This is a genomic window from Pseudoalteromonas luteoviolacea (assembly GCF_001750165.1).
Taxonomy (GTDB): Bacteria; Pseudomonadota; Gammaproteobacteria; order Enterobacterales; family Alteromonadaceae; genus Pseudoalteromonas; species Pseudoalteromonas luteoviolacea_G.
Map to the genome: position 1 here is coordinate 3,074,556 of NZ_CP015411.1, position 26,620 is coordinate 3,101,175.

A 26,620-nucleotide genomic window follows, 5' to 3' on the forward strand; every position below is an offset into this window, starting at 1 on the left:
CAATTTTTTAGCTATTTTTTTGAATTAGTTTTAAAAACTCTTTAGCCATATCTTCTACACTTAAATGACTTGATGAAAATGCTACCTTACCTGCAAGGCTATGGCTATAGTTAGATACTTCTTGATGCTCAACTCCATGCCATACAGGTAAAATAACTTTTTGGCCAGACATCGATTTATTTACTAATGCATCAAGTTCATATTGTGGCCACTGCTTATCAAAAAAAGCTTTTGAAAGTATAACTATGCCGTATCTAGAGCTTCCCAGCCCATGGTCAATAGTTCGTCTCAAGCTATCGCCTATTTCAAGGGAAAACTCATCATACCAAATATTCAAACCTAAATTTGACATTGCTTTCACCAACGGTCGGACAAACTCATCCTTATCTTCACTGGCGTGAGACACAAAAAAATCGTAGCTATCGTGACGTTCCATATTTTTAATTTCTCTGTACTGACCTGCTGTGCATTCACTAACCACTGCCTGAAACTTAGCCCATTCAACTTCAGCCAACCTCTCGTTACCTCCATAAAATATTTCATGCATAGAATGATCTACATCTGATATATACAGAAAAAATTTATTAGTTACTTTTACCGCATTGTGTTCAGTCCATTTCCATTCGTAGTTTGTTAGATAGGTTATTGGTCTCTCTTCATATTTATATTTTGACAATTGACCAAATCGTATCATTCCATTCTCTATATCAAAGGCGATAAAATTGTTACCGTCCCCAGAGAAAACATGTCTATACCCATGCTCTACTAATAGCTTTTTTGACTTTTTTTGCTCTTTTGACTGATAAACTAGATAAGAGGCCAATAAAATCAGTCCTGTTACCGGAATTAGGAGAAAGTACTCCATAGATTTAACTGTTCCCTCTGATGGCTAACGCCGCTGAAAGCGGATCAAAATAGAAGGCTAGGATTGACAGCGAAACGGACAAAGCCAGCTGTTTTACGTCCGATTTAACAGCTTCGTAAACGACCTAACCACGCTTAATAAAAACAAATTCAATGAACTGATGTAACTCAACTTGATTAAAAATATTAATCTATTTCACCACATAATGTATATACACTTTCATTGAAGGCATATTCAATATCATTAAAATACAAGCAGTTATTACCATAAATAAATAGTTAAAACCTTACTAATGTCAAGTAGAGGAAAATACTAGATAGACCTATGTCATTTTCTAGGTGCTGCCTCTTGGTGAACCAATTAACACTTGCTGTAAGCGTTAAAAAATAGTTAAGTATAATTTACGACTTAGAAGTACAAGCCAACCGTTTTATATCCACGGTTCAACCACCTGTTTAGTTGGCATGGCTCTTTTTTAACAATGTTTTTCGTCTTAAATGCCTAGCCATAGCTTGTGTAGAGGGGTATTTGGGTAAAATTAGCCATAAAACGATGTATACAGTAGCTGGTAGAAAGAAAAATATTATACTTAAGAGGATAAAAGCGAAACGCAAACCGTTTTTCCTCAGGCTGTAATATTCAGATAAACCTGAGCAAACACCAGCAATTAGCGCAGATTCTCCACGGGTTAAGACTTTAATTTTTTCAAAATTTTTCAAACGACCTCCTCTGTCCGCTAACATTTTTATTTACGAAAAATGTCGCATAATAAAAGCAATTCAGATACGGATTTTATCCCCTCAACCATAACAATAAGTTAGGCACATGTCACCAAGTCAGAAACAATTAAAGTACGTCAATTGCCGCAATACCGTGATTTGTGACACCTCCCATACTATATACACATGCAAATAAATCAAAATGGAACTGACTATGAAGTCGCCACCTTTATCCATTTTTATAATGTATCGTACCCAGCAGCACTTAATGAGGACGCGGTAGAACAGTTTTTAGGTCAACTAGCTAAAATTGGTGCCTTCTCGCCACGTTTTAACAGCTTCAGTTGCTAAGGCTGATAAATCTTTGGACACACCTCGGTCTTTGTAAATTGAGGTTGTGCCTTTGGCAATTGGAACTGAATAGTGAATGTCGTGAGCAAGCTTATTGAGATAATCTCGACCGCCACTTTTGTACTGTTGCTGCTCCACCTCATTTAGCTTAATCATATATGTATAGCCAAATGCACTCATATTACAATTTGCATCCAAGTACAAACTGCCTTCATGCTCGAAAAGATACCATGCCCAATTTTTAGAATCTATTACCTTCATACTCGTAACACCCCAATTAGGGACTTTTAAATATTTAGCTAAAATATGAAGCAAAACCTAACCAAAAGTTAAAAGCTTCGCTTAATTGACTTGTTATACAACGTTTAATTCAATAGCCCAATCTTCCCATAAAATATCTCTTCCAGGAAACGCTATCTTAGAAAAAGGCCATGCCTCTTGAAGCCAATTAAAAACTATTTGGTAAAGCTCATTATCTAAAAAGATATTATCATCTCGGATCCATAAATAGACTTCACAGTCATAATTTGATGATTGGCTTGGATCAATATAAACAGAGCCTAAGCATTTTTTCTTTGAGTTGTTAAACACGGAGTAAGCAAAAGCATCCCTTGAGTCAAATTCCCGTTTATGAACCTTTAAGCTTGCTATATTTTCTTCAAGAGTCATATTACTTTTAGGCCACATAGATTTAGGCCCAAATACTCCCTGTAACCTTTTTTGACTAGACATCACTGCTTCAAAATCTAACTCGGCAACTTCTTCTTCAAGTACTCTGAAATGAAAATGTTCACTGTCAAAAATTATCGGTGGCTCAAAAGATTCTGGAATAAAAAGGTTGGGCATACTCAGGACTATCCGTAGTTGTATAACATTTAGCTGACCGGCAAAATTAGCGTCTTGTTGTGCATTTACACTCTACACTCAAAGCGCTTACCTGCAAGCGAGCTAAACTGTATATTAATAAAACACCTATCAAACTCAAATTTGCAAAAAATCGTTCAATTGGTGAATGATTATTCCGGCCACAGCTTAAATTGAGAGACGAAAAGCCAAGACCAGCTAAAAACCAAGTTGCACCACTGTACCTAAAAGCTAATTTGAAGAAAAGGCTTGAAGTAAAAACAACTTTTAAGACAGTGATTGAAATGGCGCAAAACGCTGCGCTGACAAGCAAAATTGAATAAGCTAAAGTAGAGTGAAGAGACGAGCTTATTTAATTTTACCCTTATTGAGCGTCTTGCTATGCAGCCTACTTAAAACAATCACTACTGCTCTCGTGCATTTTTGAATATTTGCACATCGTCTTGCAATGAACACCAATTGGCTTTGTCTTTAGTGAAAATCTGTGCATCTACTTTGACAGGGATATCTGTGTCGAATGTAGATATCGCTATTTCGATGTCTTCTGGCAGAGCCCCCTTACTAAGAAAGCCAAGGCTTGAACCACATACATTACAAAACGTGCGGATAGTGCCATTTGGTGCGAGGAACTCTTTTAAGACTTCCTTGCCAGACAACCATTTTAAATCTTTCACTGACACTAACGTTCCAAAAGCTGCGCCATGAAATTTGCGACACATAGTACAGTGACAATTGGCTACTTGTGTACTGAAACCAGAAACCAAAAACGTGACTTTCCCACATAAGCAAGAGCCATGATATTCATTTTTCATAAGCTTCAATTTTCCTATTGTATAACGCCGCATTAAGTTTTCAGTAATTACTAACTAAAATACAACCGACTCAATTGCTACGAATCCGCCTCTAAGTCATTGTTAGATCTCGAAACTCTCATAAGTCCCAAGCCAATCTTTGTGCTCAGGATATTTTTGCTTATAAGCCTTCAAATCGGTTTTAGGAGCATACTTAAAATACACACCGAAATAATCAAGTAAGTAATCTTCTCCTTGACCCATTCGCCAAAACATATCTGCTGGGTGATAATCAGGAAATTTCAACCACGGTGGTTCAGGTGGATCACTTTTTAATTCATGATCGTAACGTTCCTTGAGTCTCTTTTCCCATGAGGCTTCATGCTCAAGATAATTATTCCATTGCTCGTCAGTTAAGCCAGCTGGCTTATCATTTGCCATTGTCACCCCCAGATATAAAAATCACATTTAAAAATAAGGTTCGAAGCATACTCATAGATTACTAATGTCGTTTAACTGGCTAAAATAGTTAGCTAAAATTTGTGAGGTACGAACAAAGCCAACTGACTTTTGTCCTCACTTTTTAATTTTCTTTGTTAGGCGGACTTACTCCCCACCGCCGCCAAAACCACCATCACCTGAGTCACCTCCGAAAAATATTGAATCGATAGATGTAGCAATGAGGCCACCGCCGATTGCAGCAGCTATGGTTTGGTTCATTGACTCTACACTTTCATTTTGAAACCTAGCGTTGTTTATTAGGTTAATATCGCAATACATTAAGTATGCATATTGAATATACCTTTCACTTAGCCCCAACTCCTTTATTATGATATCAACTTGAGCTTGTGTATAAAGATGAGAGCCACCATACCTTTGCGATAGCTCTGGACGCAATTTACTTTGATATTTACGAATAGCTGACTTTTTACCTACCACTGGATACCCCTTATACAACTAACACCTCGCATGACGGGCCAATAATGCTTGGCAAAAATTAGCGATGAAGAAGCACAAGCCAAGCGTTTCGTGTCCTTTGATTGAAGCGCTTGTTAGTTACCCGTTTTAGCAAATGAAACGCTTTTCGGCCAATTGTTTGTATACTGAGTTGAATCGAAGTCCATAACTCGTTGTTCACGCTCCGCCATATAACCCCACCTAAGAAATTTTGTAGTGATCAAATTACTTTCAATTGTACCGTCTGGGGAAATCATTATGCCTAGCTCTGATGCTTTTTGAACCCAAAATTCAATTTCATCGTTGTTATCTGCTAATAAAAATCCCTCATTGTAAAATGGTGATTGAATTATAAATGAATCACCCAAATTGTATTTTACATACCAGACATCACTTTTTAGTATCTCAGGAGTAGCCGCACTTATAAACTTACTTTCAAATCTCAAGTGGTTATTTGGCTCAACTCCCATGTAGTATTAATTTTTTGGAGTCATATTTATTTTAACTTGGTAAATGAGATAATCATCTGAATTTACTCGGTATTGACCTGTATCTCCCATACAGGAATCACATGTAGCCGCCACTGTAGTATTGTATACTCCAGTAGGGTTTATAATAAGTGAACAGCCAGTCAATAAAAGTACGAAAAAAAGCGGAATTCCAACTTTAATCATAACTTTCCTTAGGACTACTAACGCTCCAATTAGGGGCTGGTAAATGCTTGGCGAAACGGAGCCAAGCTTTGGCAATCCTGCGCTTAATTGGCTTGCTAGAGGTTTGTTACCACCCAAACTAAGCCCAAAATAATTATTAATCCAACTATAAATATGTTACTGCTCTTTTTAGTAGCAGCTGCATGCTTTTCAGTGATTGGCCGCATAGGCAATGAAGATAACTCCCAAAACGAACAGGCTAACCAAATAACTAAAAATAAAAATAAACTAAAAATACTATTTGTTTGATATAGTAAAAATACACTTAAAGCTGCACCCAAAATTTTACCTAATGTTGGCCAACCAGATTGAAAGCCAAAACGGTATTTCGAATGAACAAAACTAAGTTCACCACATTGTTTGCATTTAGATGGCGAATCAGAACCAGACCAAAGCTTTGACCAAAAACTAATGCCTTTTTTATTACAGCTTGGGCAGATAAACAAATAAAACCTCTAACGCCCAACTAAGGGGCAAATAATTAACTCGGCTAACCTGGAACACAGAGACAAAAGCAAGCTTTATTTATCGCGCTTTAGTTACTTGTTAGGTTCCAAGTACCACTTTCTTAAATAGTTTTAAGAAAGCAAATAGGACAGACATTTTTACAAGATAGATCGAATTACAGAATTATATTTGTTCCTGCCCCATTTGGTTCTTGATAAAACAAACCAAATGGACCAAAGAGTAGCACCAATACGAATTGCATAAAGTTACCCTTTATTTCAGCAGTTTCTAATTCCATCTCTTCAGAGCTACATAACACCGCCTTGAACTGTAAGTAAACGTATGCTGTGTCAAAGCGAAGTGAGTTCGGCTCGCGTTTGGGAACCAATCTTGAAGGCTTTGTTATGTTTTTTTACTCAATGACTCTAGACGTATAACTCGACTATAAGTTTCTTTCTTATGCGAGATTATAACTGAGAAGAATACAATGAACGCAGTTCGCCAACCTACTTCTTGAATATAGTCATCTAGCTCTTTACCTTGAGCTAGTGCTGCCAAACTTTTGGCGAATCTCTCATTATGTTTTTTAGTCGATGTTGGAATTGATCGGTTTGAAAACTTTGCTCAGAAACATCATGTGCACATTTATTTCGAAGTTGGCGCAATTGAGTATATACTCTGAATTCATCCTCGGTAATCACACCAGTGCGGTAAGCTAAAATTATTTTTGTTTCAAAGTCAGCGCGGTGTAGTAGTTCATCTTTCTTATCAAGCTTTGGCAGTAATCTATACTCTAAATGCTTTGTAAGCTCATTTTCAACATGTGCTCCTGTTATTAAAACCAAGGCTCTATCACTTTCTAGGCTCAGCTCTTTAACAATTGGTATCGCCTTTTCCAAATCAACCATATGTTCATTTCTCCCTTAAAACATAATGCCTTCAAAAACGGCGCAAAATAGCAGGCTAAACTAAGCGACGTAGGAGCGTAAACCTGCTATTTTTCGTTCTTTTGAGTAACTTATTAGGTAACAACTGCCTCTGATTTACCAATTTCTTTTACGATTGGACTTGCGCGACAAATAACCTCTAAACATTCGTCAGCAGTAACTATTAAGTGAGAACACTCACCATCATTTCCCATGAAGTCGATTATTACTCCAAACTTCTGTCAGACCGTACTCGTCTAAACAACGAAAGCCATTTACAGATTCAAATAATAGCTCGTATATAGTTTGTGACTCTTCGTGGAATACACGAGCAACAAGTTCATGGCTTTCGTGTTTTGCATCGCCTTTAATCAGGTATTTAACACCATTCGATTTCTCGAGAGCCCACTCTTTGGTACCCCAAGACAAATCGACTAACCACAAACTGCCATCTTCAAAAGGTGTTGGCCAACTCTCAAATTCCATCTAGCTACCTAACATTTTTATCTACGATAAATGCCGTACAGTAACAGCTTTTCAGATACGAACTCTAATACCCTTAACCATAACAATAAGTTAAGTAGGTGTCACCAAATTAGAAATGGTTACAGTGCGTTACTTGTCGTATAACTGTGATATTTAAAAAAACACCAAACACTGCACGTATACACATTCAAATAAATCAAAATAGCACTGTTCATTAAACCACCGCCTATAACTATGTTTCAGGCACATATGTATACGCAAAGGGTTGCCAAAAGTACTGCTTCACGTTACATCTATTAGTTAATTATCCTTATCCGATTTCATAATTTATTGTCCCCAAAAACACTTGGGAGTAGACTGTGGGGCAGTTTTTTTAGTCACCTAGCCAACCAACAAAACGTGGCTGCAAATACACAAGTTCAGGCGCTCAATGCACTTACGGATATGTATAAAGAGAGTATCAAACAACCACTGAGTCTATCGTTTCAGTTCTATAAAAGTCACCGCCAACAAAAACTACCTGTTATGCTGACTGAACGGGAAGTCGCAGCACAGCTAGCACACTGCCCTCATCAACATTTACTGGCAGTATCTTTGCTCTATGACAGTGGTTTGAGGCTGATAGAAGTATTGGGGTTACGATTACAAGAAGGTAATATCGAGAGTGTTTTCAACGGGTACACATACAAGATAGAGAGGGTTACAACAATATATTTGTGTCTGTCCCATTTGGTTTTTCATTTGGTTCTGTTTGGTTTTGTGACACAGAATTTTGCCCCCCTCTATTCCTAGACTAAAAAATTAATACCGCTCTTTATCATCGAGCGGCATTTTGATATTTATCCTCAGATAATTAATCGGTCTACAGTACATCAAAAATTAAACCAAGGGCTACCAGCAACCAAAGCCAGCTCACACTTCGCCACTTCGTAATAACTAGAAAGTTATCATATAACAAAATAGCTGTTATCAATATCATAAAACCCACTGAATGCTGGTCAACCATAACCATAGATACCATCACTAACCCACATTCAACAAAGCAATAGAGCCAAACCTTTAGAGAGTAAATACTGCAACTGCTATAAACTTTCGCTCCATAGACTTGAATTACACCCTTTGAGCCACAAAGATTTTTAGCTTGCTTTAACACCGAGTGATTTCCCCAATACCAAGCAAAAGCAAATCCTAGTGCGGCAATATACTGCCAGTTCATATAAGTTATTTGAAACGAACTCACACTATAATCCACAAAATACTTAACTAGAATCAAAACCGATAGCCATAAAATACTGTAGCAAGATATGAATAACATCATGGCAGGCAAGCGATGTCGCTTATTGAGAGATTTAGCAATATATACTAAGTGTTTTGCCATCATGGGCAACATCATGGCTAAAATCATCCATAACAAATGCAACGCATTAGCGCTGGTACTCATAGGACCATGATTCATATGCTGATGTGCGCTCATCATTCGGTCATGATCAATCAACATCCACCACGAAGCAACGAACAAAACAACAAAAAACAAGAAATAGTACATAAACTTGCGAACGTATCCATGCTCTATATGCAAAGCAAGTTCCACTTTTTTTGCACTCAATTCAACAATCTGACTTAAGCTATTTACCTTATGGTCGTGCTGACTAATCATAATATTTAATCCTTCTTTTTGAGATTAATCACTTCTGAGTTTTAAGCTCTAAGGTAATTTTCTCTATAGAAGCAATACCATAATCAGCATCTTCATATTCTGGCACTAAGCTTACTGCTAAACGTTTATTGTTCATACATTGGCCGCATATTTGATCAGCATGTTCATGAGGTACTGCTAAACGTACAGACATTGGTTTACCACCAGTTAGAGCTGTTTTGCCATCTTCAACGGTAGAGCCAAAGAAGGATACATAACCAATTTGCCAACGATTGACTACATTAGCGCTTCCTTCACCTAACTCATCTAAAATCACCAAGTAGTTCCCAGAATCACCATCAGTAACTACGCCGTCAATATTTATAGTTAAACTATGAATTTGCTCGGGCTTACTAACTTCTCTAGTCAATGCAAGAGTATTGGCTAAACTTTTTTGCTCTAAAGATTTTAAAGCAACCTGTTCAGAGCTATTAGAGACTTTAACTTGTCGTGTAGATGAAGCGAAAATTAACTGCTCTAAAGCATCAGTCTTAATTTCAGGCATAGGTAATCCACCTTTAATATTTGAAACGCTCGCCATTGGTGCTTTCATTGTACGCTGTGCTAAAACGCTATTGATGAATTGCTGCTCAAATGGCGCAGTTTCATAATCATAAGAAAGTGTGTCAAGCAAGTTGCCACTTAAGTCGGTTACTGGGATATCTGTTGTAGACATACAATCATTGAACGCTATTTTGGCATCTTTAGCTTTGACTATTCCATCTTCTACATATAACCACTTGAAATACCCATCACTGTTGTATGTGGTCGTAGTAGTACTAATGCTACTCCAAATGGCCCACAACCTGTCTATTTGACAATGATGGGTATAGAATATGGGATCTAAACCTGCTGTTCGTATGCTTTGCATAGCGCCTCTTAACCCGGTATGAACTACATTATGCGGGATATTTTCTATAGCAGCTCTATATTGCTCAAAGTTTTCATCTACTGTCGATGTAACAGTATCTGAATAGTATTGCTCAGCGTTAAATGGGAGATACCGGTTCAAAAAATAAAGAGAGTTATTATTTACCTTAAATGCAGGCGGTAAACTGAAGCCTTCTGCTCCAGAGGTAGTATAATCCCAAAATGGCATAGCCCACTGAGCAGGGGCATTTGGTAAGGTGCTAATAACCTGTAATAGCGCATTTTCAAAAGCCAAAATATATGCTCTATGCCACGGTAAAAATTTCGGATCACCATGAGGGCAATGTGCCCACCATTGAGCATTGCCACTTTTGTCCATGTTATCCAAATTTGTAACCCAATCCTGACCATCAACATCAGTGCTTGTCCAATATTGATTCTGCGAGACATTACTTGCATATTGATGCACTGCTGCCCACCACCCCCAAGATGTTGGATCATTTACATCTTTATTACGCATTGCCTTACTTGCTTCGTTGTACCAATATAAATCAGAGCTCTGATCATTTAAATTTTGATTTAATAAATTCTTTCTTTGTGTTCTTTTAACGGTCATAGTTGTATTCCTATTTATTATTTCATATGGAAATTAGATAAACTGTCATATTGAGCAAACTATTTGACGATTTACTTGAATCGCTTTTACTTTTTTAGAGCAGAACAAAAGGTAGCTTTTGGTAAAAAACCGTGTTCACTTGAAAGGTCAGCTCCGGCTTAGTACTGTTTTGCTAATTCGGCAAGCAACGGGATACTATTAAATGCATCGGTGTAATTGAGTTTGCTAAACCCCACCTCTGTGATTTCTAAAATTTAGTCGTTGCCTGATTTATAAGATTTAAGCGTTGTCGCACCTAAAACCAATGATTTGGCAATCATTCACAATGTTCAATTTTTCATTCCTTTCTAAGTAATATCAGTAAAGAGCTAGGTTTTTGAAAGGTAACACTGGCAATGTGTTCCGGTTGACCTAACGAACTTTCCAGACCACTAAAGGCACAATTATTCATTTATAAAACCCGCTGTAACTGCCCCAATTTTAGTACAGCCCATTAGTAGAATTATGCTGCCTCAAGATAGCTCATTGGAGTTTGGTCTCCTAGTGCATCGTGAGGCCGTTCATAATTATAAATATCTAACCATTCATCTGTAATGTCACGAACCTGCTGAAGTGACTCAAACAGATATAAATCCAACACTTCTTCTCGATAGCTGCGATTAAATCGCTCAACAAAACCGTTCTGATATGGACTACCTGGTTCAATAAACTCAAGTTTTATGCACTGTTCTGCAGCCCAGCTATCTAAAGCATTTGACGTAAACTCAGGACCATTATCCACTCGAATTTGTTTTGGCTTTCCACGCCATGCTATGACCCGTTCTAGGACTCGGATAACTCGCTCAGCCGTGAGGCTTGTATCAACCTCAATGGCTAACGCTTGACGGTTGTAATCATCCAGCACATTCAGTGTTCTAAAACGATGTCCGTAGCTGAGCGCATCGCTCATAAAATCCATCGACCACGACTCATTATGTTTTCCCGGTGCGCTTAACGGCTTTGGTGTGCGTGTTGGTACACGGCGTTTTCCTTTTCGTCTAAGGTTAAGCTTGAGCATGTTATATACTCGCTCAACACGCTTTTTATTCCATACTTTGCCTTGATGTCTAAGTCGTTTAAACAGCTTAGGCATACCCCATCTAGGATGCCGCTCAACAAGCGTCAGCAAAGAATCAATCACATCATCATCCGACGGTCGCTTGCATTTATAGTAATAAACACTGCGACTCAAACCAGCTACGTCACAAGCAAATGCAACACTTACCTCAAATCTCGCACATAAATGCTCGACCCAAGCTCTGCGTCTACTCGTTTTTACAGCTTTTTTGAGATGATTTCCTCGAGCATTGAGTGTTTTAAACTGAGAGTCGCAAACATATCTTTTAGCTTGCGATTTTCATCTTCAAGCTCTTTTAAACGTTTTACATCAGAGGCTTCCATCCCACCATATTTAGAACGCCACTTATAAAATGTACTTTGACCAACACCATGTTTACGGCATATTTCCGGTACAGGCACACCTGATTCAGCTTCTTTGATCATGCCGACGATCTGTGTTTCAGTGAACTTACTTTTTCGCATCGTAAAATTTCCTTCTTATATTGATAGAAATTCTACTTATGAACTGTTTCAGTTTATGGGGGAGTTACACCGCGATTTGAAAAAAGTAACTGTTTATATTTTCAGTGAGGTAAGCTTAAAACTCTGGCTTAAATAGCGCTAAAAACAATGTAACAAAGTGGTTAAGGAAAGGTATTACAAGTCATTACACTAATGTCCCAAGCTGTTAAAGCATTTTAAGCTGATATTTCGTTGCAGAGCTGAGGCTTACATTTGATATGCTGGCGATTTAATATGAAGAGCAGTATTTAGGTTAGGAAGAGCTAATTGGACAGACACCTTTACAACGTAAATCGAACTAAAGAAAGATATTTGTGTCTGTCCCATTTGGTTTTCCATTTGGTTATTTGGTTTCAACTAAAGAAAGATATTTGTGTCTGTCCCATTTGGTTATTTGGTTTCTGTTTTGATAATTCTTTTTTTCCGATATAGGCTAATCATTCTCGTGAAATATCGCAATTACAACACGGACATGTTTTTCAGCGTCTCGTGACTGTTTTTGTTAGGTTTTGTTAGTTCAATAACGGCAAGCATATCCTCACCGTCTTCGTCCATTCCAATTTCTACGAACCCAAAGCTAGAATAGAACTCCTTTGCAACTGGATTAGCTGGATCATAACAAATCTCAATTTCTCGAATGTCTGGAGCCTGCTTAATTTCATCTAAGGCAAGGTTCAATGCTTTACGACCAATTCCTTTTTGTTGATATTTCTTATCAACCATGAAACGCCATATCGATATTCTTTTATTGGATTCTTGCACCCACATAAAAAATCCAACCGGCTCTTCTTTTAAGTAGATCGCCTGGTTTCATACCCCTCATTGAACATCGACTCGACTAACGAATACATATTGCATGCGACATACTCTTCCTGTTCTTTCGTAACATCAAGCTCGCACACCTCTTCGTAATTACCCTTAGTTACTGAACGGAGTGATACTTCCACTATTTCCTCCTAAAACCTAGCGCCCTGTTAAAGGGCTGATAATGTTTGGCTAAAATGTGTAACAAACGAAACCGAGCTAAACGTTAGCAGTCACGCTTGAACAGCTTGTTATGTTTTACTTAGCCGAGAGTTCATAAAGCGAATAAATTTTTCAGCCAGTCAAAAGTAAGTACAGTGGTAAATACTTTTAAAGCGATTAAGCCAATAAAAACAAATACGAGAGCAACTTTAACTGCTTTGCTTTCAATCTTATTCCAAAACAGTAACTTAGTTTTTGCCTCATTTTTTAATTCATCCATGGCTTCTTTCATAAAGTTCCTTTTTATTTAATCTGATATTAATTTCTGAGCTTATTTTCCGTAAAATATAACGCCAAGCTAAGCGGAAAATTGCGGTTGGCTATAATTTGTGATGCACGAACAAAGCCAACAGTTTTTTGTCCATGTTTACGACTGTGTTATGTGCCTGATTGCTTAATAATTGCGTAACCATCCTTTTGATAGTCATTGATACAGCTTTCATACTTTTCCATCAGACTCATTTCGTCAAAAACTCCAAATGCCCAAGTATTGCACTTTACGGTTTGTTTGGAAGAATTTTCCAATGTGGCTTCTTTATAAAATTTTACAAAACCCACTGCATATGCGGCCTCAACAAACTTCGTATGAACAAGAAAACCAAAACATATAATTACAGCTAAAGTAAAAAATTTTTTCATAGATATCCTTCTTAATTCTGATAGTGCATAAATTTTAAGCACATAACGCCCCGATAAGAGGCTAATAATGCTTGGCTAAACTGTGTAGCGAAGCGAAACTGAGCCAAGCTTTAGCAGTCCGCACTTAATTGGCTGGTTATATGTCTATTTAACTACACTTTTTAAACAAGCAAGTTGGACAGACACTTTTACACTCTTACAATATAGATCGAACTATAGAATTAATTTTGTACCTGTCCCATTGAGTTTTTTATTCTGCTTCAAGTTTTGCGCAAATATCTACCTGATTGCTCATTAATTTCTTTAGACATATAACGCTTTAATATTAGGCATTTTTATATGTTTTGGATCGAAGCTACTGTGTGAAAATATCCTTAATAATTAACTTTTAGCTATACAGCACGGTCAACTCTAAAACTGTAACAACCGTAAGCTGCATATCTTGCAATTACAAAGCTTACCTTTTCATTCGCTAAAAACTCTTCAAGATCTGATTCTGCTTGCTCTGGCGATGTCAACTTTGCATCTATTATACGCTCGTTACTACAGTACGCTCTTAACACAAATGTGTGGCCTAAATAATCGGTTTCAGATCCACTTGGTAATGGCAGTTTGGTATTATCAAACTTCTCACTCTCTGGGTTTGCCAACACAAAAACCGGACCATACTCTTTATACGGACCCGCTTTTGTGAAAGGGCAATAACTGGCCAATATTAATTTTTCACCAGCCTTTGCACCACGAAGCACATCTCGGCATGGCTCCCCACCTTTTGCTTCCAAGATTTCTACAGGTTGATTTTGATCGTCTATACCTAAATTTCTAACTTTATCTAAGAAATCCGGTCTTATAGCTACTACCTTATAATTCATTTTAATCCTTAAATAGCTAACGTTTTTATGTGCGACAAATACCGCATAACAATAATTTTTCAGATACACACTTTATTCGTCTTAACCATAACAACAAGTTAAGATGATGTCACCAAATTAGGAATTATAATAAAGCATGCATTGCTGGGCCTTGTTTCCTAAATAATTGAACTTCTAACCTTTTGCGTGATCAGATCAAAAACATAACGCAACTCGAGCCACCATGACAAAGAAAATTAAAAACTGGTCTGCCTATAACCGAGCGTTGATACAACGTGGCAATATTGCTATTTGGCTCAGCGACGACGCTATTCAGCAATGGCAAACCACAGAAAAACACGGTGGGCGTGGTCGTTCAAATAAATATACTGACTTTGCAATTGAAACTTGCCTGACACTTCGGTCTGTCTTTAATTTGCCACTTCGAGCACTTGAAGGGTTCGTTAATTCCCTCCTCAATTTAATGGATGCACCTATTCATTCACCTAGTTACAGCTGTTTGTGCAAACGAGGAAAGACACTAGATATTCAATATCGAACCAAGCCAACCACGCAGGGATTTATTGATATTGTTGTCGATAGTACCGGCCTAAAAGTTTATGGTAACGGCGAATGGCATACCCGAAAACACCGAGCCAACAAGCGTCGAGCTTGACGTAAGTTGCATTTAGCGATAGATGCAGCCTGTCATGACACTGTCAGTGCAGAGCTATCAATGGTGAATGTATCGGATGGTGAAGAGTTAGGTGATTTACTCCGGCCTATACGCCGAAATGTTGACAGAGTCACCGGTGATGGCACTTATGATACGCGTGGTTGCTACGATGAAATTGCAGCCAAAGGTGCCGTAGCTCGGATCCCCCCAAGGGAAAACGCCCAATATTGGGAGAAAGGTCATCCGAGAAACAGCGCCATAATATTAATACATCAATTTAGTTTAAAACACTGGAAGGAAAAGTAGGGTTATCATGAGCGTTCGCTGGCTGAAACGGGCGTATATCGTTTTAAACAGCTTACGGGTGACCAATTAACAAGCCGTACCTTCAACAGCCAACACACAGAAGTAATGATTAAAGCCAAGGTGCTCAACACGATGAACAGGCTAGGTATGCCTGAATATCAGTAAAAATGACAAGACAGTTAGGAAGAGCATATTTGATCAACAAGGCCGCATTGCTGTATACCTGTGCCATTTGAAGAAGAATAAATTAAACAGATAGTTTTATAAAACAGGGAAGATTACAGCAATATATTTGTACCTGCCCGATTTGGCTTTTTGTCATCTGAATTTTTGCAGAGGCGGACTTTGGCGTTTCTAATTCTTTATCTAAAACATCTTTCTTACTGTTATTATTTCTTACTGTCAGGCACGTTTTCTTGAACAGAAAGCCTAAAAACACTATAAATTTACTTAATTGTCATTGAAATACATAAAAATAGAATCTGAGTATAATTACTTTAAGGGACATACACAGCCCAATTTAAGTGACGTTTAGAAGCTTGACCAACTTGCTTACACATAAATTAAGCATTATAAATGTCATCTAACTTGCGAAAAAAGGATAACGTGTGGCAACTTTTAAATTCTTAGACTTCACCTTTTGTGATCAAAGCTATCAATTATGCCAGTCAGGTAAAGCCATTCATATCCGACCCAAAACAGCACAAGCAATTGAGGTGTTTATCAATAACCCTCACTCTCTGATCACCAAAGATGAGTTGCATACTGCTTTATGGGGCAATTCACAACACCAAGATTACCGTCTTTTTCAAGTGATCAGCGAAATACGTAAGCTCGCGCCCAATGAAAATCTTATTCGCACTCAACCTAATCACGGCTATTACTGGCTAGCTCCTATCGACAAGCTCGCAGTAAAAAAGTCAAATAAAGTGACTAACTACACCATTGCTGTATGCCTAGCCATTTCTGCTATCACCTCAACGAGCTTTTTAATTCAAGAAAACACTGCAATTGAGCCTATTTTACCACCTGCTTTTAGCAGCTACACAAATGCAGCTGATGCTTATCGTTCACAAGACTATGCGACGGCTCAAAAATGGCTGGAGTTCAGCCTAAAAGAAAACCCATACTCACAAGAAGCCAAACTACTGTTAGCCGAAATAAAATTCAGTCAACAGCAGCTAGCCCATGCTAAGCAATTAGCACATGAACTCGTTCTAGAAAATGAATCACAAAGTTATTATCGAGGACAAGCACTTTCTTTATTGAGCAGAATAGCCACGATGCAGCATAACTTTAAAGATGCTCTAGATTTTGCAATTCAAGGAAAAAAATCCGCTGAAGAAGGGTTTGCAATCTGCAGTGCACACATGTTCGAACAACAAATCGCAGCCCTAATCAGTAAACAGCAAGATAGACCTCTTAACTCAAAGGTACGTATGCAAACCGACAGTGAAGAGGTGCTATCAAGTAACGCAGAAAACAAAATAGAAAAGAGTGAATATGCGCAACTTTGTAAAGAACTTAAAGACTCTGTGACTTCAAAACTAGAGTGTGAAAACGTTGAATTTACTGCCCAGTTAATGGGCATTAGGCAGTTCATTACATAGACGTAAACCAATGATAATTAAGTTAATATATATAATTATAGAAACTTAGAGGCATTTATACTGACGTAACATGTGCAGCTCACTTTATAAAGGTATTTACTTATCTAATCTTGAGAGCAGCCAATGAAAGCATTTAATCGATTATCAATTTTAGCGTTTGCTACTTTATCTTTTACTAGCCAAAATGCAGGATCCGCAGAGGGACATACTAATCAATCACCTAATTACTCAAACCCAGTTTTAAGTGCAAAACTACATCGATTGCTTGGCCCTAGAGCAAGCTTTGAAATAACATCATTTAATGACACTTTTGAGCGAGTCACAATCGACAATCAAATCTTACTTGCCAGTAAAGATGGGCAACACTTATTTTGGGGTAAAGTGATCGACACTACTACAAGCACAGATCTAATTGAACAGGCAAATCAGCATCATAGACAAACACTCCTCGCGTCTATTCCAAGAGAGAAACTACTTACCTATTCAGCAACTGAAGAGCGACATAAAATAACTATTTTTACCGACATTGACTGTCCATTTTGCAGAAAACTTCACGCTCAAATTAAAGACTTAAACCAGCTAGGTATCAGCGTCGATTATGTCATGTTACCGAGAGGAAAAGCAGGTAGTAAAGCTTTCAATAAAACCGTGAATGCACTGTGCGCCACAAACCCGCAAGCAGCCATGGACTCTGCAATGCATACGGGGCATTTTGAAACAAACATCCAAGCAACTCCAGAATGTATTAACAACCTCAATACTCAAAAAGCTTTGGCGAAAAAATTTGGTTTTAGCGCCACGCCAACCATTTTATTTGCCAATGGAGAAACCGTACCCGGCTTTATAAGTACTGAAGATATTGCAGATATAATTAAGAAAATAAAATCAACTTAAGAAAAATAGTTAGATATACAGAGAGACAAGTTTGTAGTGTAAGTTGGCTGAAAATTGAAGTGCAAAGTGATAAAAATTAAAATCTTCAATGTTCATTTTAAACTGCTAGCACCCAAATTTCAGACTAAAAAGTCTTGCTAGAAAAGCAAGTCACAAGCTAAGTTAAGCTTTTTAGTCTTATTTGGTTTTTGTTATGTTTTTTAGCAGTTAATATAAAAGGGTTATTCTTTTAAATATCATGAAGAAAGCGAGCCATTAACAGCATAGCTATGTCAAAGTCACTCGATTCAATATCTACAAAAACTGAGTTGATATCATCGACATTTTGTTTGTAACTACATGATTTGATGAGTCCACCTTGATGTAGAGCTTTAATCTCTACCGTGTATTCATGCACCACAGTTGTAGGAACGACTCCTAATGTGAGAACAGTTGCAGCAAGAAATGCCCCTCACTACTTTCAAAGTGCATATTGGACAGACACTTTTACAAAACAGAGAAAATTTGTGCCTGTCCCATTTGGCTATCCCATTTGGCTATCCCATTTGGCTATCCCATTTGGCTATCCCATTTGGCTATCCCATTTGGCTATCCCATTTGGCTATCCCATTTGGCTATCCCATTTGGCTATCCCATTTGGCTATCCCATTTGGCTATCCCATTTGGCTATCCCATTTGGCTATAGTTTTGACGTCCCAGCCGCGCTTTTCAGTGGCGACTTGATGCTATTGTTATATGCTTGATTGGCAGGTTACCTGATTTTCTTTAACCAAAAAAACCACACGTTTATGAACCTCGTTATTTGTAACGTAACCGCACTTACCCAACAAGACAAGACCACTTTCAATCTTGAACTGATATTGATAAACACCGTCACTTTGCTCTAATGCATAGTAAATCGTGTTCTTCGACCTAGCATTAATGGGGCCAAAGTCCAAGCCTGAACTTGGCAAGTTAACCCTCGCGCTTTCAACTGCCGATTTTGAGTTGTTTATCACCGTTACACTAGGAAGCACAAAGAAGTAAGCATGGTATGCCGCAAACAGAATGCACACCAGTGCTGCCACAATCTTGAATGTTAATTTCATAAGCTCCCGAAAGCACAGAACGCCCCACTAAGAGGCAAATAATAGTCTGGCTAAAATTAGCGACACAGGAGCAAAAACCAAACTTTATTTGCCCTGCTTGAGTGGCTTGTTAGCAGTGCTCTACGACTTTAATATTTGCACCATAGAAAACAAACAGATCGGCTAAACTGAGAACTAATGAATGTTCAGCAGTTGGAAGTTCAAGCTCTGTTAATGTTTTATTTGTAATATCTTTTAAAACGGATTTCATAGCCTTTTTATTTAAAGAAGAACATTTTGAAATTATCACCTCAAATGACTTAATCGGATACCCGTTCTCATTAACCAACGGTTGAGGATTGTTTTCCCAATTTTGAATTAAAATTTTGAACATTTGCATGTACAGCTAACGGGCTAATAGAGCTTGACTATAATTGGAGAGGCACGAACTAAGCCAAGCTTTATTAGTCCATGCGTTGATGCGCTTATTATATGCAAACTATACCATTAAGTCTTTATACCAAAAAGCTATTTTATTTTGAGTAAACCACTCTGCATTATTTGAGTTTTCGAAGACACGTAGTTGTTTAAGTTCTACGTCATAACGAGTGAATATTGCTATAAACTCACGCAGCTCCTCATCTGAAATATTATTTGATGAAACCGTTACTTCAAGCTCTGTACCAAAGCCCTCAACTTTAACTACGCTTTCAATTGAGTTAAGCCAATTAAAAAATGCAGTTTCGTCGCCTTGCGAAAAATAGGAAACACTGTCACAGATTAATTTTAACACCGGAAAACAGCTGGACAGGCACTTTTACGAAATAGAGAAAATTACAGAAATATATTTTTCCCAATATAATTGAGTCTGTCCCATATAATTTTCTATATAATTGTGCCTATCCCATATAATTTACTTAAAAACTCACATTTACCGGTGTAGTTGGTGTTGAACCAGCCTCATCATCCCAACACTTTACTTCACCATTAGCAATCAAAGCACATGAATTGCCATCCGTAATTGTAATTTTTATTGCATCTGTGATCCCACTCACCGCATAGTCACCTTTGCCATAAGCCGAACACTTTACAGTACCATCGTACATCACCGCGCATAATCTCGAGGTTGGTTCATTTTCAGCTGTAATGACCACGCGTTGCGCACCTTTAAGATAAGTGAGCTCAATAGGTTCAGGATAATGCTTTCCATTAATGAGTCCCCAACATTTTAGTTTATTTTCGCTTGGCTTTGAGCCTGCATCAATTGCACATGCAACAATATCAGAGCTGGCCAAATCTACAGCGTTGGTAATACCAGAAATCGTAGTAATTTCATTTTTAGAGTTAACAGAGCCACTTACAATGGTTTTACCTAAGCATTTAACCTCTCCTGTATTCATTGCAGCACATACATGTCCCTTATTCAAAAAGTTACCAACGGCGATTTGCTTCACACCCAAAAAGTCACTACTTACGATGTTTTGAGGATCACTACCAACCCAGCTATTTCTATTATTTAGAATAGGAAAAGAGCCCCAGCACTTAATAACACCTCGTTCGGTGCTTTCTATATTGTTAAGCGTTATTTCAGCACTGTCTTGTACAGCACACGTGAAATTATCAGTTGCTGCTAGTTGAATTGCATTCATAACTGAGTTAGTTAATACCGGTGTTGAGGAATCTGTTGAATTACCATTACCCAGTTGCTTATGATCATTTCTGCCCCAACATTGCACTGAGCGATCTGCCAAAATGGCGCAACTATGGTAATTGCCAGCAGTAATTTGGGTGGCATTACTAAGCGAGCCTACTGAAACGGGTGTGTCTGAGTCAATCATTGTACCGTCGCCAAGTTGCCCGTAGGTGTTAGTACCCCAGCATTTTACTGAGCCGCTTTCTTGTACAAAACACATATGCTCTTGACCTGCTGCTAACGTAATATCTTTTTTAACCTTAAAACCCGATGTGCCCGTACCTGTTGTTGCATCGTTAACCGTAACATTAAGCCCACACGAATTTGAAGTAAGTGCCGAATTATAATTCCATGACATGCACTTGTTATCGTCTTCACATTGCTGCAGACATTCGAGTTCATTGGCTACAGTAAGTACCTTATACCTGTTGCCTACTCGTTGTTGATTGCTTGCAATAGGGCTTAAAGTCAAAGTTTTCTCTTTAACACCTGACGTACAAACAGTGCACGTTTTCGGAGTATTCCCTGAACTCTTTAACCAACACCGTGGTGTTGGGCCTTGAACGCCAGCATCAACATAGGTCCAAGCACCACATAACCCGTCTTCTTGACACATTGCTTTGCACACAGATGCCTGATCATCTGCATTCAATGCGACATTATAATACTCGTTACCCAGCCTATCAGTTTCTAACTCTTCAGAACCCATATGCTCATTTGTCGGAGCGGATTTATACCCTGATGTACAACTAGAACAAGGTCTATTGATATTGGTGCCACTTTTCAACCAACACTTACCATTAGTGTGTTGAACACCAGGGTCAACATAAGTCCATGATCGGCAACGGCTATCATTTTTACAAGCTGCCAAACAAACAGTTTGATCGTTTTGTTCAACAACAAAACTCAGATACTCCAGACCAAGCCTGTCCATATCAACCTCAGTATCACTCATACTGTTATGAGCCAAATTTGAATTTTCAGCCACCTTATAACCTGAGGTGCAATGTGCACAGGGAGTTTGAGTATTTACAAATTTTTTTAACCAACAAACACCATTAGTTTGCTGAACACCAGGGTCAACATAGGTCCATGAACGACAAATACCATCATTTTCACATGCTGCTTTACAAACCATTAGGTCATCCTGTGCTACGGCGAAGTTTCTATATTCTCCTCCTAGCCTATCTTTACCCACTTCCTCTGCGCTCATTGAACTTGCTATTGTATAGCAAGGTAATATTACGCTTATCAGTAGAAGGAGAAACTTCAATTGACTGTTCATACTTTATCCTTTCGAATGATTATATTTATTGCGTTTTCCAGATCTAATTCTATAAACCAAACCTGAACATTGTGTTTTTAGCAAAAATATAGCAACAAAGGTATTACATTTGATTACAGATTGAATTTTTAAAGCATAAATATAAAGTAACAACAAATAGGACAGACACTTTTTCAAAGTGAGAGTCGAATTGCAGAAATGCAGTTCAAATGCCTAAGTTTTTTCTGAGCAACGCGATTAAAATCAGCCTTATGGTAGAAATAAATATAACTTAGAAAGTAACAAATAGGACAGACACTTTTTCAAAGTGAGAGTCGAATTGCAGAAATGCAGTTCAAATGCCTAAGTTTTTTCTGAGCAACGCGATTAAAATCAGCCTTATGGTAGAAATAAATATAACTTAGGAATATTTTCATTTTATTGAACAAAAAGAGTCTAGATTGAGAAGCAAGGCTAAAGCTATTTTTTACTACCCAACCCCTTTGTACCAATTCATATCATTTTTAGCGGCATGCGCTCTTAATGCAGTTTGCGAACCTGCAAAGTTACCGTAGTGACTTCCAAAACTTTGTATCCTATCCAGCCAAGTCGCTTCTTCGATGCTCTAACAAATAGGACAGACACTTTTTAGGAAATAAAAAAGAACAAATAGGACAGACACTTTTTCAAAGTGAGAGTCGAATTGCAGAAATGCAGTTCAAATGCCTAAGTTTTTTCTGAGCAACGCGATTAAAATCAGCCTTATGGTAGAAATAAATATAACTTAGGAATATTTTCATTTTATTGAACAAAAAGAGTCTAGATTGAGAAGCAAGGCTAAAGCTATTTTTTACTACCCAACCCCTTTGTACCAATTCATATCATTTTTAGCGGCATGCGCTCTTAATGCAGTTTGCGAACCTGCAAAGTTACCGTAGTGACTTCCAAAACTTTGTATCCTATCCAGCCAAGTCGCTTCTTCGATGCTCAGTGATACTAGAATATTGGGCATATTCTTTGGTATGTACCCTTTCTTTTTCGGGTGAACATGCCGACCAGTCCAGTCAACTAGCTCAAAGTAACAAATAGGACAGACACTTTTTCAAAGTGAGAGTCGAATTGCAGAAATGCAGTTCAAATGCCTAAGTTTTTTCTGAGCAACGCGATTAAAATCAGCCTTATGGTAGAAATAAATATAACTTAGGAATATTTTCATTTTATTGAACAAAATGAGTCTAGATTGAGAAGCAAGGCTAAAGCTATTTTTTACTACCCAACCCCTTTGTACCAATTCATATCATTTTTAGCGGCATGCGCTCTTAATGCAGTTTGCGAACCTGCAAAGTTACCGTAGTGACTTCCAAAACTTTGTATCCTATCCAGCCAAGTCGCTTCTTCGATGCTCAGTGATACTAGAATATTGGGCATATTCTTTGGTATGTACCCTTTCTTTTTCGGGTGAACATGCCGACCAGTCCAGTCAACTAGCTCAAGGTAGTCAATTAATGAGAAAGGTAATGTGTTTTCAGACTCTCTTGTACCAAACGGTTTTAGTGATTTAGGTTGTTTAGCTTGGCACTTGGCTTCATTTAGATTTGATTTTTTTGCGTTTGATTTGGAGTTTTTAAAGTGCCTTATGCGCTCTTGAATCGATGTGAAATCACTATCCTCTAGATTATTTGCCATTTTGGCTCGGATTGGGTTTAAATCTACATAAGTCATACAGTTGAGCAATGCCGCTTCATCTAGCAAGGCTTGTGATTTATATCGTCCCTCCCAATATTTACCCGTACAGCCATCTTCTTTATTGGCTTCTTTTGCAATGAATTCATTGAGGTTTTTCATAAACCAACCAATGTCGTATAATCGAGATCGCCACCTTTCAACTAACTCAGATACAAGCAACAGTTCCGCCTCACTAAGAGTATCCCCATTTAGTTGTCTATCAATGACTGGACTACCTTTGTATAACTTGTACCACCTAGCTATCACCTCATTATCTGACCAACTAAGTGCTTGCTGTCTATTCACTTTAACCACCAAATGATAGTGATTACTCATGATGGCATAAGCCGCTATATCAATGGCAAATACACTGCTCAGCAGCTTCATTCGCTCTACTAACCATGTCCGTCTATGGTCAAAGTTTTTACCTGTGTACTTATCCTCTCCGCACAAAAAAGCACGGCGTACACACCGTGCTATCAAGTGATAATAAGACGTCGACGACAAATCTATCAGTGCTTTCCTTGCTCTTGTCATTCCTATTCAAACTCAACTTAAACTGGATATTTAAACAGTAGTCAAGTAACGCGATTTATGCAAAGAATTTGTGTCTGTCCCATTGTTTGCCTGTCCGTCTATGGTCAAAGTTTTTACCTGTGTACTTATCCTCTCCGCACAAAAAAGCACGGCGTACACACCGTGCTATCAAGTGATAATAAGACGTCGACGACAAATCTATCAGTGCTTTCCTTGCTCTTGTCATTCCTATTCAAACTCAACTTAAACTGGATATTTAAACAGTAGTCAAGTAACGCGATTTATGCAAAGAATTTGTGTCTGTCCCATTGTTTGCCAACGCCGCCAGCACAAGCCGGAGCACGCAGTGCGGAGGTCCAGCCCACGCAGTGGGCGACTGTGCCTGGCCTTGTTATAAATTTACGGTTTTATGTAGATACTTGTAATTTTGTGCCAATCTCCCTGACAACCACTAGTTCTTATTTGTATCGATTTTTTTTGAGCTTGTGCGGAAAGAATAACGGAAACCATTCTTTCACTTACGGTTGCCCCGAACCCTGCCCAACTTTTTGCCCAAGACTTGCCCGGCGCGCAATCTCTATCGGCGCTTGCATTTTCAATTACTTCCGTTGCTTGAACTGCAAAACTTCCATCTTCTGTTACAAAAACTTGTTGAATACTTATAGTATCGTCTGTATTCGCAGCAAATACGCTACTACTAAAGCAACACAGAACCACCAACTTTTTAAGAAATTTCATACTTTATTCCTTGGATATTTATAACGCTTGCCGTAAACGGCACAAAATAGCAGGCTAAAATTTGCGACGAAGGAGCACAGCCTGCTGTTTTGTGTCCTTGGTTTAACGGCATTGTTATATGGCGCCTACTACATTTGTGAATTTTGTATTATTTAGTATTTTCTCAAATTCAGCTTTTGATATTTCTTTTTCTTCACCAATTAATTCGAACTTACCTTCCGACAAAAATCCATACTCATCTTCTATATGTGTTTCGCTGTAGAACAACGCATTGCCCGAGGCGAAAACTTGGATTACTTTTGAAACGTATTCATCTTCGCCGACTTCAAAATACCAATCAGAAGTTCCCCAGTGATCTAACTTGTCACCTGTTGATTCGTCCCAATGGTAAAAATAATACTTGTGCATTTCTCTAGCCATATAACGCTCCACTCAACTGCCGCTGCTGGCGGTATTTTTGGAACAAGAATTGTGACAGCTTTCAGCGGTCAGTTGTAGTGGCTTGTTAGGTATTAACCTGTCGGGGTAACTCAGTTCTAAAAGTTACACCATACCTTTCACTTAAATAGTGATTTAAAACACCATCTTTTTGCATAGAACTTAAGCGGAGCAGAGTGCTAAAAGGTGACTTATCCGTAATTCGCATAACCTGATGTCCATACTTTTCAATACGATCTTCACAAAACACCATGCAATCATAAATTAATTCCGGTTCTTCGTTTATTCTAATCAAATCAGCCGTCAAGGCATACATGATTTGCGCCCATACGATTTCTAGAACAATAGTTCCTTCTGTACAATCGCATTCCGCCTTCAAACTGTATGATTCGTCAGCAAATTCTCTTGGTACTTCCTCTATAATCTTCCAGTTCATTTGATACCTAACGCCCTGTTAACAGGCAATAAAATAGTTGGCTAAAATTAGCGACGAAGGAGCAAAAGCCAACTGTTTTTTGTCCTTGTTTAACAGCTTGTTATGTAAAAAATCACCGTTTAGTGGCAAGTGTTTCACGAATGAGCCAACCAATATCACTAACAAATATTAAGAAATCGGCTCCCTCCACAATATATTTATTGCCAGCCTTATGGTCCCACTGATCTTCAACTGTAACTTCAGGACCAAGCACACCAACTAAACCTGTATTTAATAAATTAGGTTCGTCTGCAATATCAATGGAATCCCATTCAGAGTTGATAAATTCGTAAAGGTCGGTTAAAAACACTTTATCAATAGCAACCGTACACCGTAAGAATTGGTCATATGTCATCTTATTATTAAGAAAAGCAGAAAAAACCTTTGAAACTAACTCTGCTTTTTCAAAGTCATCGCAGCGGTCAATAATATAGAGAAGTTTTTCTCCAACTGAAACTCTATATTTCCCACTAGATTCAATCTTGGAGATAACTTCATTCCGTTTTTCGACATCTACTGTTGAAGTTTCAGATAAAAAAGTAATAAGTTTTTTTAAAAACAACTGATCTTTAATTGTTACAGCTGCTTTTCCTAACCCTAAAATTGAGCCAATTATTGGAATGTCCTTAAGAACACCTTTCTCAAGTAGAGAATCTAAGGCAACTTCAGCTAACCCAGCAGTAACACCATGAAGATCAGTGCTCTTTAAAGTTTTATTTAATGAATCTTTTAAGTGCTCCAAGCTTGATTAATCCTTTTT

General features: G+C 38.0%; 34 protein-coding genes and 2 pseudogenes. 5 read left to right on the top strand and 31 right to left on the bottom strand.

Annotated elements, in window-relative coordinates; translation table 11 throughout:
* Nucleotides 1-7: 7 nt before the first annotated feature.
* The 12 genes from S4054249_RS13035 to S4054249_RS13085 form a co-directional block, all read right to left on the bottom strand.
* Nucleotides 8-865, bottom strand: coding sequence for a toll/interleukin-1 receptor domain-containing protein (locus tag S4054249_RS13035; RefSeq protein ID WP_046354206.1), 858 nt, complete (start codon nt 863-865; stop codon nt 8-10).
* Between the two features lie 455 nt (nt 866-1,320).
* Complete coding sequence (locus tag S4054249_RS25895; protein ID WP_080928259.1) at nt 1,321-1,584, bottom strand: PspC domain-containing protein; 264 nt, start codon at nt 1,582-1,584, stop codon at nt 1,321-1,323.
* Nucleotides 1,585-1,884: 300 nt separating this feature from the next.
* Complete coding sequence (locus tag S4054249_RS13040; RefSeq protein ID WP_046354207.1) at nt 1,885-2,196, bottom strand: hypothetical protein; 312 nt, start codon at nt 2,194-2,196, stop codon at nt 1,885-1,887.
* A gap of 93 nt (nt 2,197-2,289) precedes the next feature.
* Complete coding sequence (locus tag S4054249_RS13045; protein WP_046354208.1) at nt 2,290-2,781, bottom strand: hypothetical protein; 492 nt, start codon at nt 2,779-2,781, stop codon at nt 2,290-2,292.
* Nucleotides 2,782-3,203: 422 nt separating this feature from the next.
* Nucleotides 3,204-3,611, bottom strand: a complete 408-nt coding sequence (locus S4054249_RS13050; protein WP_052960828.1) for a GFA family protein — start codon at nt 3,609-3,611, stop codon at nt 3,204-3,206.
* Nucleotides 3,612-3,713: 102 nt separating this feature from the next.
* Nucleotides 3,714-4,031 (bottom strand): hypothetical protein, encoded by a 318-nt coding sequence (locus S4054249_RS13055; protein WP_046354210.1) that lies wholly within the window; start codon nt 4,029-4,031, stop codon nt 3,714-3,716.
* Between the two features lie 165 nt (nt 4,032-4,196).
* Nucleotides 4,197-4,529, bottom strand: a complete 333-nt coding sequence (locus S4054249_RS13060) for a DUF6559 family protein (protein WP_046354211.1) — start codon at nt 4,527-4,529, stop codon at nt 4,197-4,199.
* A 113-nt stretch (nt 4,530-4,642) separates the two neighbouring features.
* Entirely contained in the window at nt 4,643-5,017 is a 375-nt protein-coding gene (locus tag S4054249_RS13065) for a hypothetical protein (protein ID WP_046354212.1), read from the bottom strand.
* A gap of 299 nt (nt 5,018-5,316) precedes the next feature.
* Entirely contained in the window at nt 5,317-5,706 is a 390-nt protein-coding gene (locus tag S4054249_RS13075; protein WP_046354214.1) for a hypothetical protein, read from the bottom strand.
* 403 nt (nt 5,707-6,109) lie between these two features.
* On the bottom strand, nt 6,110-6,265 hold the full coding sequence (locus tag S4054249_RS26940; protein WP_155401331.1) for a hypothetical protein: 156 nt from the start codon (nt 6,263-6,265) through the stop codon (nt 6,110-6,112).
* A complete protein-coding gene (locus S4054249_RS13080; protein ID WP_046354215.1) occupies nt 6,253-6,615 on the bottom strand; it encodes a hypothetical protein in 363 nt (120 codons plus the stop codon). Before S4054249_RS13080 ends, S4054249_RS26940 begins: the two co-directional genes overlap by 13 nt.
* Nucleotides 6,616-6,837: 222 nt before the next feature.
* Nucleotides 6,838-7,119, bottom strand: coding sequence for a hypothetical protein (locus tag S4054249_RS13085; protein WP_046354216.1), 282 nt, complete (start codon nt 7,117-7,119; stop codon nt 6,838-6,840).
* Between the two features lie 330 nt (nt 7,120-7,449).
* Between S4054249_RS13085 and S4054249_RS13090 the strand changes: the two genes are divergently transcribed.
* A complete protein-coding gene (locus S4054249_RS13090; RefSeq protein ID WP_167354844.1) occupies nt 7,450-7,911 on the top strand; it encodes a phage integrase N-terminal SAM-like domain-containing protein in 462 nt (153 codons plus the stop codon).
* 70 nt (nt 7,912-7,981) lie between these two features.
* On the opposite strand, the gene S4054249_RS13095 is transcribed toward S4054249_RS13090, so the two are convergent.
* From S4054249_RS13095 to S4054249_RS13130, 7 genes and pseudogenes are all read right to left on the bottom strand, one after another.
* Nucleotides 7,982-8,776 carry a DUF2182 domain-containing protein gene (locus S4054249_RS13095; RefSeq protein ID WP_052960830.1) on the bottom strand — a complete coding sequence of 265 codons (795 nt, stop codon included), beginning with the start codon at nt 8,774-8,776 and terminating at the stop codon, nt 7,982-7,984.
* Between the two features lie 28 nt (nt 8,777-8,804).
* Nucleotides 8,805-10,301 carry a tyrosinase family protein gene (locus S4054249_RS13100; protein ID WP_046354217.1) on the bottom strand — a complete coding sequence of 499 codons (1,497 nt, stop codon included), beginning with the start codon at nt 10,299-10,301 and terminating at the stop codon, nt 8,805-8,807.
* A 502-nt stretch (nt 10,302-10,803) separates the two neighbouring features.
* Nucleotides 10,804-11,882, bottom strand: a protein-coding gene (locus tag S4054249_RS13105) for an IS3 family transposase (RefSeq protein ID WP_145924990.1) whose coding sequence is annotated in 2 segments (ribosomal slippage) — nt 10,804-11,630 and nt 11,630-11,882 — 1,080 coding nt in all. Because the reading frame shifts where the segments join, the coding sequence is not laid out codon by codon here.
* Nucleotides 11,883-12,380: 498 nt separating this feature from the next.
* Nucleotides 12,381-12,868 (bottom strand): annotated as a pseudogene (locus S4054249_RS13115) (GNAT family N-acetyltransferase).
* Between the two features lie 131 nt (nt 12,869-12,999).
* Nucleotides 13,000-13,179 (bottom strand): hypothetical protein, encoded by a 180-nt coding sequence (locus S4054249_RS13120; RefSeq protein WP_046357050.1) that lies wholly within the window; start codon nt 13,177-13,179, stop codon nt 13,000-13,002.
* A gap of 146 nt (nt 13,180-13,325) precedes the next feature.
* Nucleotides 13,326-13,586, bottom strand: coding sequence for a hypothetical protein (locus S4054249_RS13125; RefSeq protein WP_046357051.1), 261 nt, complete (start codon nt 13,584-13,586; stop codon nt 13,326-13,328).
* A 392-nt stretch (nt 13,587-13,978) separates the two neighbouring features.
* Nucleotides 13,979-14,458: a DUF1203 domain-containing protein gene (locus tag S4054249_RS13130; RefSeq protein ID WP_046357052.1), complete on the bottom strand. Its 480-nt coding sequence runs from the start codon at nt 14,456-14,458 to the stop codon at nt 13,979-13,981.
* A 223-nt stretch (nt 14,459-14,681) separates the two neighbouring features.
* Between S4054249_RS13130 and S4054249_RS25900 the strand changes: the two are divergent.
* The 3 genes and pseudogenes from S4054249_RS25900 to S4054249_RS13150 all read left to right on the top strand — a co-directional run bounded on the left by S4054249_RS25900 (nt 14,682) and on the right by S4054249_RS13150 (nt 17,923).
* Nucleotides 14,682-15,584, top strand: a pseudogene (locus S4054249_RS25900) (IS5 family transposase).
* Between the two features lie 443 nt (nt 15,585-16,027).
* Nucleotides 16,028-17,029 (top strand): winged helix-turn-helix domain-containing protein, encoded by a 1,002-nt coding sequence (locus tag S4054249_RS13145; protein ID WP_046356308.1) that lies wholly within the window; start codon nt 16,028-16,030, stop codon nt 17,027-17,029.
* Nucleotides 17,030-17,152: 123 nt separating this feature from the next.
* Complete coding sequence (locus S4054249_RS13150) at nt 17,153-17,923, top strand: DsbC family protein (RefSeq protein WP_046356307.1); 771 nt, start codon at nt 17,153-17,155, stop codon at nt 17,921-17,923.
* Nucleotides 17,924-18,152: 229 nt separating this feature from the next.
* On the opposite strand, the gene S4054249_RS26945 is transcribed toward S4054249_RS13150, so the two are convergent.
* Nucleotides 18,153-18,323, bottom strand: a complete 171-nt coding sequence (locus S4054249_RS26945) for a hypothetical protein (RefSeq protein ID WP_155401381.1) — start codon at nt 18,321-18,323, stop codon at nt 18,153-18,155.
* A gap of 22 nt (nt 18,324-18,345) precedes the next feature.
* On the opposite strand from S4054249_RS26945, the gene S4054249_RS13155 reads away from it, so the two are divergent.
* Nucleotides 18,346-18,666: a hypothetical protein gene (locus S4054249_RS13155; RefSeq protein WP_069953169.1), complete on the top strand. Its 321-nt coding sequence runs from the start codon at nt 18,346-18,348 to the stop codon at nt 18,664-18,666.
* On the opposite strand, the gene S4054249_RS13160 is transcribed toward S4054249_RS13155, so the two are convergent.
* The 11 genes from S4054249_RS13160 to S4054249_RS13200 form a co-directional block, all read right to left on the bottom strand.
* Entirely contained in the window at nt 18,655-19,011 is a 357-nt protein-coding gene (locus tag S4054249_RS13160) for a hypothetical protein (protein WP_046356306.1), read from the bottom strand. The two genes, S4054249_RS13155 and S4054249_RS13160, sit on opposite strands and share 12 nt — an antisense overlap.
* 109 nt (nt 19,012-19,120) lie before the next feature.
* Nucleotides 19,121-19,390 (bottom strand): hypothetical protein, encoded by a 270-nt coding sequence (locus S4054249_RS13165; RefSeq protein ID WP_046356305.1) that lies wholly within the window; start codon nt 19,388-19,390, stop codon nt 19,121-19,123.
* A 99-nt stretch (nt 19,391-19,489) separates the two neighbouring features.
* A complete protein-coding gene (locus S4054249_RS13170) occupies nt 19,490-19,783 on the bottom strand; it encodes a hypothetical protein (protein WP_046356304.1) in 294 nt (97 codons plus the stop codon).
* Between the two features lie 124 nt (nt 19,784-19,907).
* Complete coding sequence (locus S4054249_RS13175; RefSeq protein WP_052960976.1) at nt 19,908-21,896, bottom strand: PAN domain-containing protein; 1,989 nt, start codon at nt 21,894-21,896, stop codon at nt 19,908-19,910.
* Nucleotides 21,897-22,800: 904 nt separating this feature from the next.
* Nucleotides 22,801-22,959 (bottom strand): hypothetical protein, encoded by a 159-nt coding sequence (locus S4054249_RS25905; RefSeq protein ID WP_230851854.1) that lies wholly within the window; start codon nt 22,957-22,959, stop codon nt 22,801-22,803.
* A gap of 257 nt (nt 22,960-23,216) precedes the next feature.
* Entirely contained in the window at nt 23,217-24,209 is a 993-nt protein-coding gene (locus S4054249_RS13180; RefSeq protein WP_145925025.1) for a transposase, read from the bottom strand.
* A 55-nt stretch (nt 24,210-24,264) separates the two neighbouring features.
* Nucleotides 24,265-24,435 carry a hypothetical protein gene (locus S4054249_RS26595; RefSeq protein ID WP_167354845.1) on the bottom strand — a complete coding sequence of 57 codons (171 nt, stop codon included), beginning with the start codon at nt 24,433-24,435 and terminating at the stop codon, nt 24,265-24,267.
* 173 nt (nt 24,436-24,608) lie between these two features.
* On the bottom strand, nt 24,609-24,947 hold the full coding sequence (locus S4054249_RS13185; protein WP_046354373.1) for a hypothetical protein: 339 nt from the start codon (nt 24,945-24,947) through the stop codon (nt 24,609-24,611).
* A gap of 114 nt (nt 24,948-25,061) precedes the next feature.
* Complete coding sequence (locus S4054249_RS13190) at nt 25,062-25,367, bottom strand: hypothetical protein (protein ID WP_046354374.1); 306 nt, start codon at nt 25,365-25,367, stop codon at nt 25,062-25,064.
* Nucleotides 25,368-25,452: 85 nt separating this feature from the next.
* Nucleotides 25,453-25,821, bottom strand: a complete 369-nt coding sequence (locus tag S4054249_RS13195; protein WP_046354375.1) for a hypothetical protein — start codon at nt 25,819-25,821, stop codon at nt 25,453-25,455.
* Nucleotides 25,822-25,933: 112 nt separating this feature from the next.
* Nucleotides 25,934-26,602, bottom strand: coding sequence for a hypothetical protein (locus S4054249_RS13200; protein ID WP_046354376.1), 669 nt, complete (start codon nt 26,600-26,602; stop codon nt 25,934-25,936).
* Between the last annotated feature and the right edge of the window lie 18 nt (nt 26,603-26,620).

What these genes read in the sequence shown, in the direction of transcription:
- S4054249_RS13185 (WP_046354373.1), bottom strand. Translation starts at nt 24,947, where the DNA reads ATGAAATTTCTTAAAAAGTTGGTGGTTCTGTGTTGCTTTAGTAGTAGC.
- S4054249_RS13095 (WP_052960830.1), bottom strand. Translation starts at nt 8,776, where the DNA reads ATGATTAGTCAGCACGACCATAAGGTAAATAGCTTAAGTCAGATTGTT.
- S4054249_RS13195 (WP_046354375.1), bottom strand. Translation starts at nt 25,821, where the DNA reads ATGAACTGGAAGATTATAGAGGAAGTACCAAGAGAATTTGCTGACGAA.
- S4054249_RS13035 (WP_046354206.1), bottom strand. Translation starts at nt 865, where the DNA reads ATGGAGTACTTTCTCCTAATTCCGGTAACAGGACTGATTTTATTGGCC.
- S4054249_RS13190 (WP_046354374.1), bottom strand. Translation starts at nt 25,367, where the DNA reads ATGGCTAGAGAAATGCACAAGTATTATTTTTACCATTGGGACGAATCA.
- S4054249_RS13080 (WP_046354215.1), bottom strand. Translation starts at nt 6,615, where the DNA reads ATGGTTGATTTGGAAAAGGCGATACCAATTGTTAAAGAGCTGAGCCTA.
- S4054249_RS13055 (WP_046354210.1), bottom strand. Translation starts at nt 4,031, where the DNA reads ATGGCAAATGATAAGCCAGCTGGCTTAACTGACGAGCAATGGAATAAT.
- S4054249_RS13100 (WP_046354217.1), bottom strand. Translation starts at nt 10,301, where the DNA reads ATGACCGTTAAAAGAACACAAAGAAAGAATTTATTAAATCAAAATTTA.
- S4054249_RS13130 (WP_046357052.1), bottom strand. Translation starts at nt 14,458, where the DNA reads ATGAATTATAAGGTAGTAGCTATAAGACCGGATTTCTTAGATAAAGTT.
- S4054249_RS26595 (WP_167354845.1), bottom strand. Translation starts at nt 24,435, where the DNA reads ATGACAAGAGCAAGGAAAGCACTGATAGATTTGTCGTCGACGTCTTAT.
- S4054249_RS13125 (WP_046357051.1), bottom strand. Translation starts at nt 13,586, where the DNA reads ATGAAAAAATTTTTTACTTTAGCTGTAATTATATGTTTTGGTTTTCTT.
- S4054249_RS25905 (WP_230851854.1), bottom strand. Translation starts at nt 22,959, where the DNA reads ATGCCCAATATTCTAGTATCACTGAGCATCGAAGAAGCGACTTGGCTG.
- S4054249_RS13040 (WP_046354207.1), bottom strand. Translation starts at nt 2,196, where the DNA reads ATGAAGGTAATAGATTCTAAAAATTGGGCATGGTATCTTTTCGAGCAT.
- S4054249_RS13150 (WP_046356307.1), top strand. Translation starts at nt 17,153, where the DNA reads ATGAAAGCATTTAATCGATTATCAATTTTAGCGTTTGCTACTTTATCT.
- S4054249_RS13160 (WP_046356306.1), bottom strand. Translation starts at nt 19,011, where the DNA reads ATGAAATTAACATTCAAGATTGTGGCAGCACTGGTGTGCATTCTGTTT.
- S4054249_RS13085 (WP_046354216.1), bottom strand. Translation starts at nt 7,119, where the DNA reads ATGGAATTTGAGAGTTGGCCAACACCTTTTGAAGATGGCAGTTTGTGG.
- S4054249_RS13175 (WP_052960976.1), bottom strand. Translation starts at nt 21,896, where the DNA reads ATGAGCGCAGAGGAAGTGGGTAAAGATAGGCTAGGAGGAGAATATAGA.
- S4054249_RS13065 (WP_046354212.1), bottom strand. Translation starts at nt 5,017, where the DNA reads ATGGGAGTTGAGCCAAATAACCACTTGAGATTTGAAAGTAAGTTTATA.
- S4054249_RS13180 (WP_145925025.1), bottom strand. Translation starts at nt 24,209, where the DNA reads ATGACAAGAGCAAGGAAAGCACTGATAGATTTGTCGTCGACGTCTTAT.
- S4054249_RS13050 (WP_052960828.1), bottom strand. Translation starts at nt 3,611, where the DNA reads ATGAAAAATGAATATCATGGCTCTTGCTTATGTGGGAAAGTCACGTTT.
- S4054249_RS13045 (WP_046354208.1), bottom strand. Translation starts at nt 2,781, where the DNA reads ATGCCCAACCTTTTTATTCCAGAATCTTTTGAGCCACCGATAATTTTT.
- S4054249_RS13120 (WP_046357050.1), bottom strand. Translation starts at nt 13,179, where the DNA reads ATGAAAGAAGCCATGGATGAATTAAAAAATGAGGCAAAAACTAAGTTA.
- S4054249_RS13165 (WP_046356305.1), bottom strand. Translation starts at nt 19,390, where the DNA reads ATGCAAATGTTCAAAATTTTAATTCAAAATTGGGAAAACAATCCTCAA.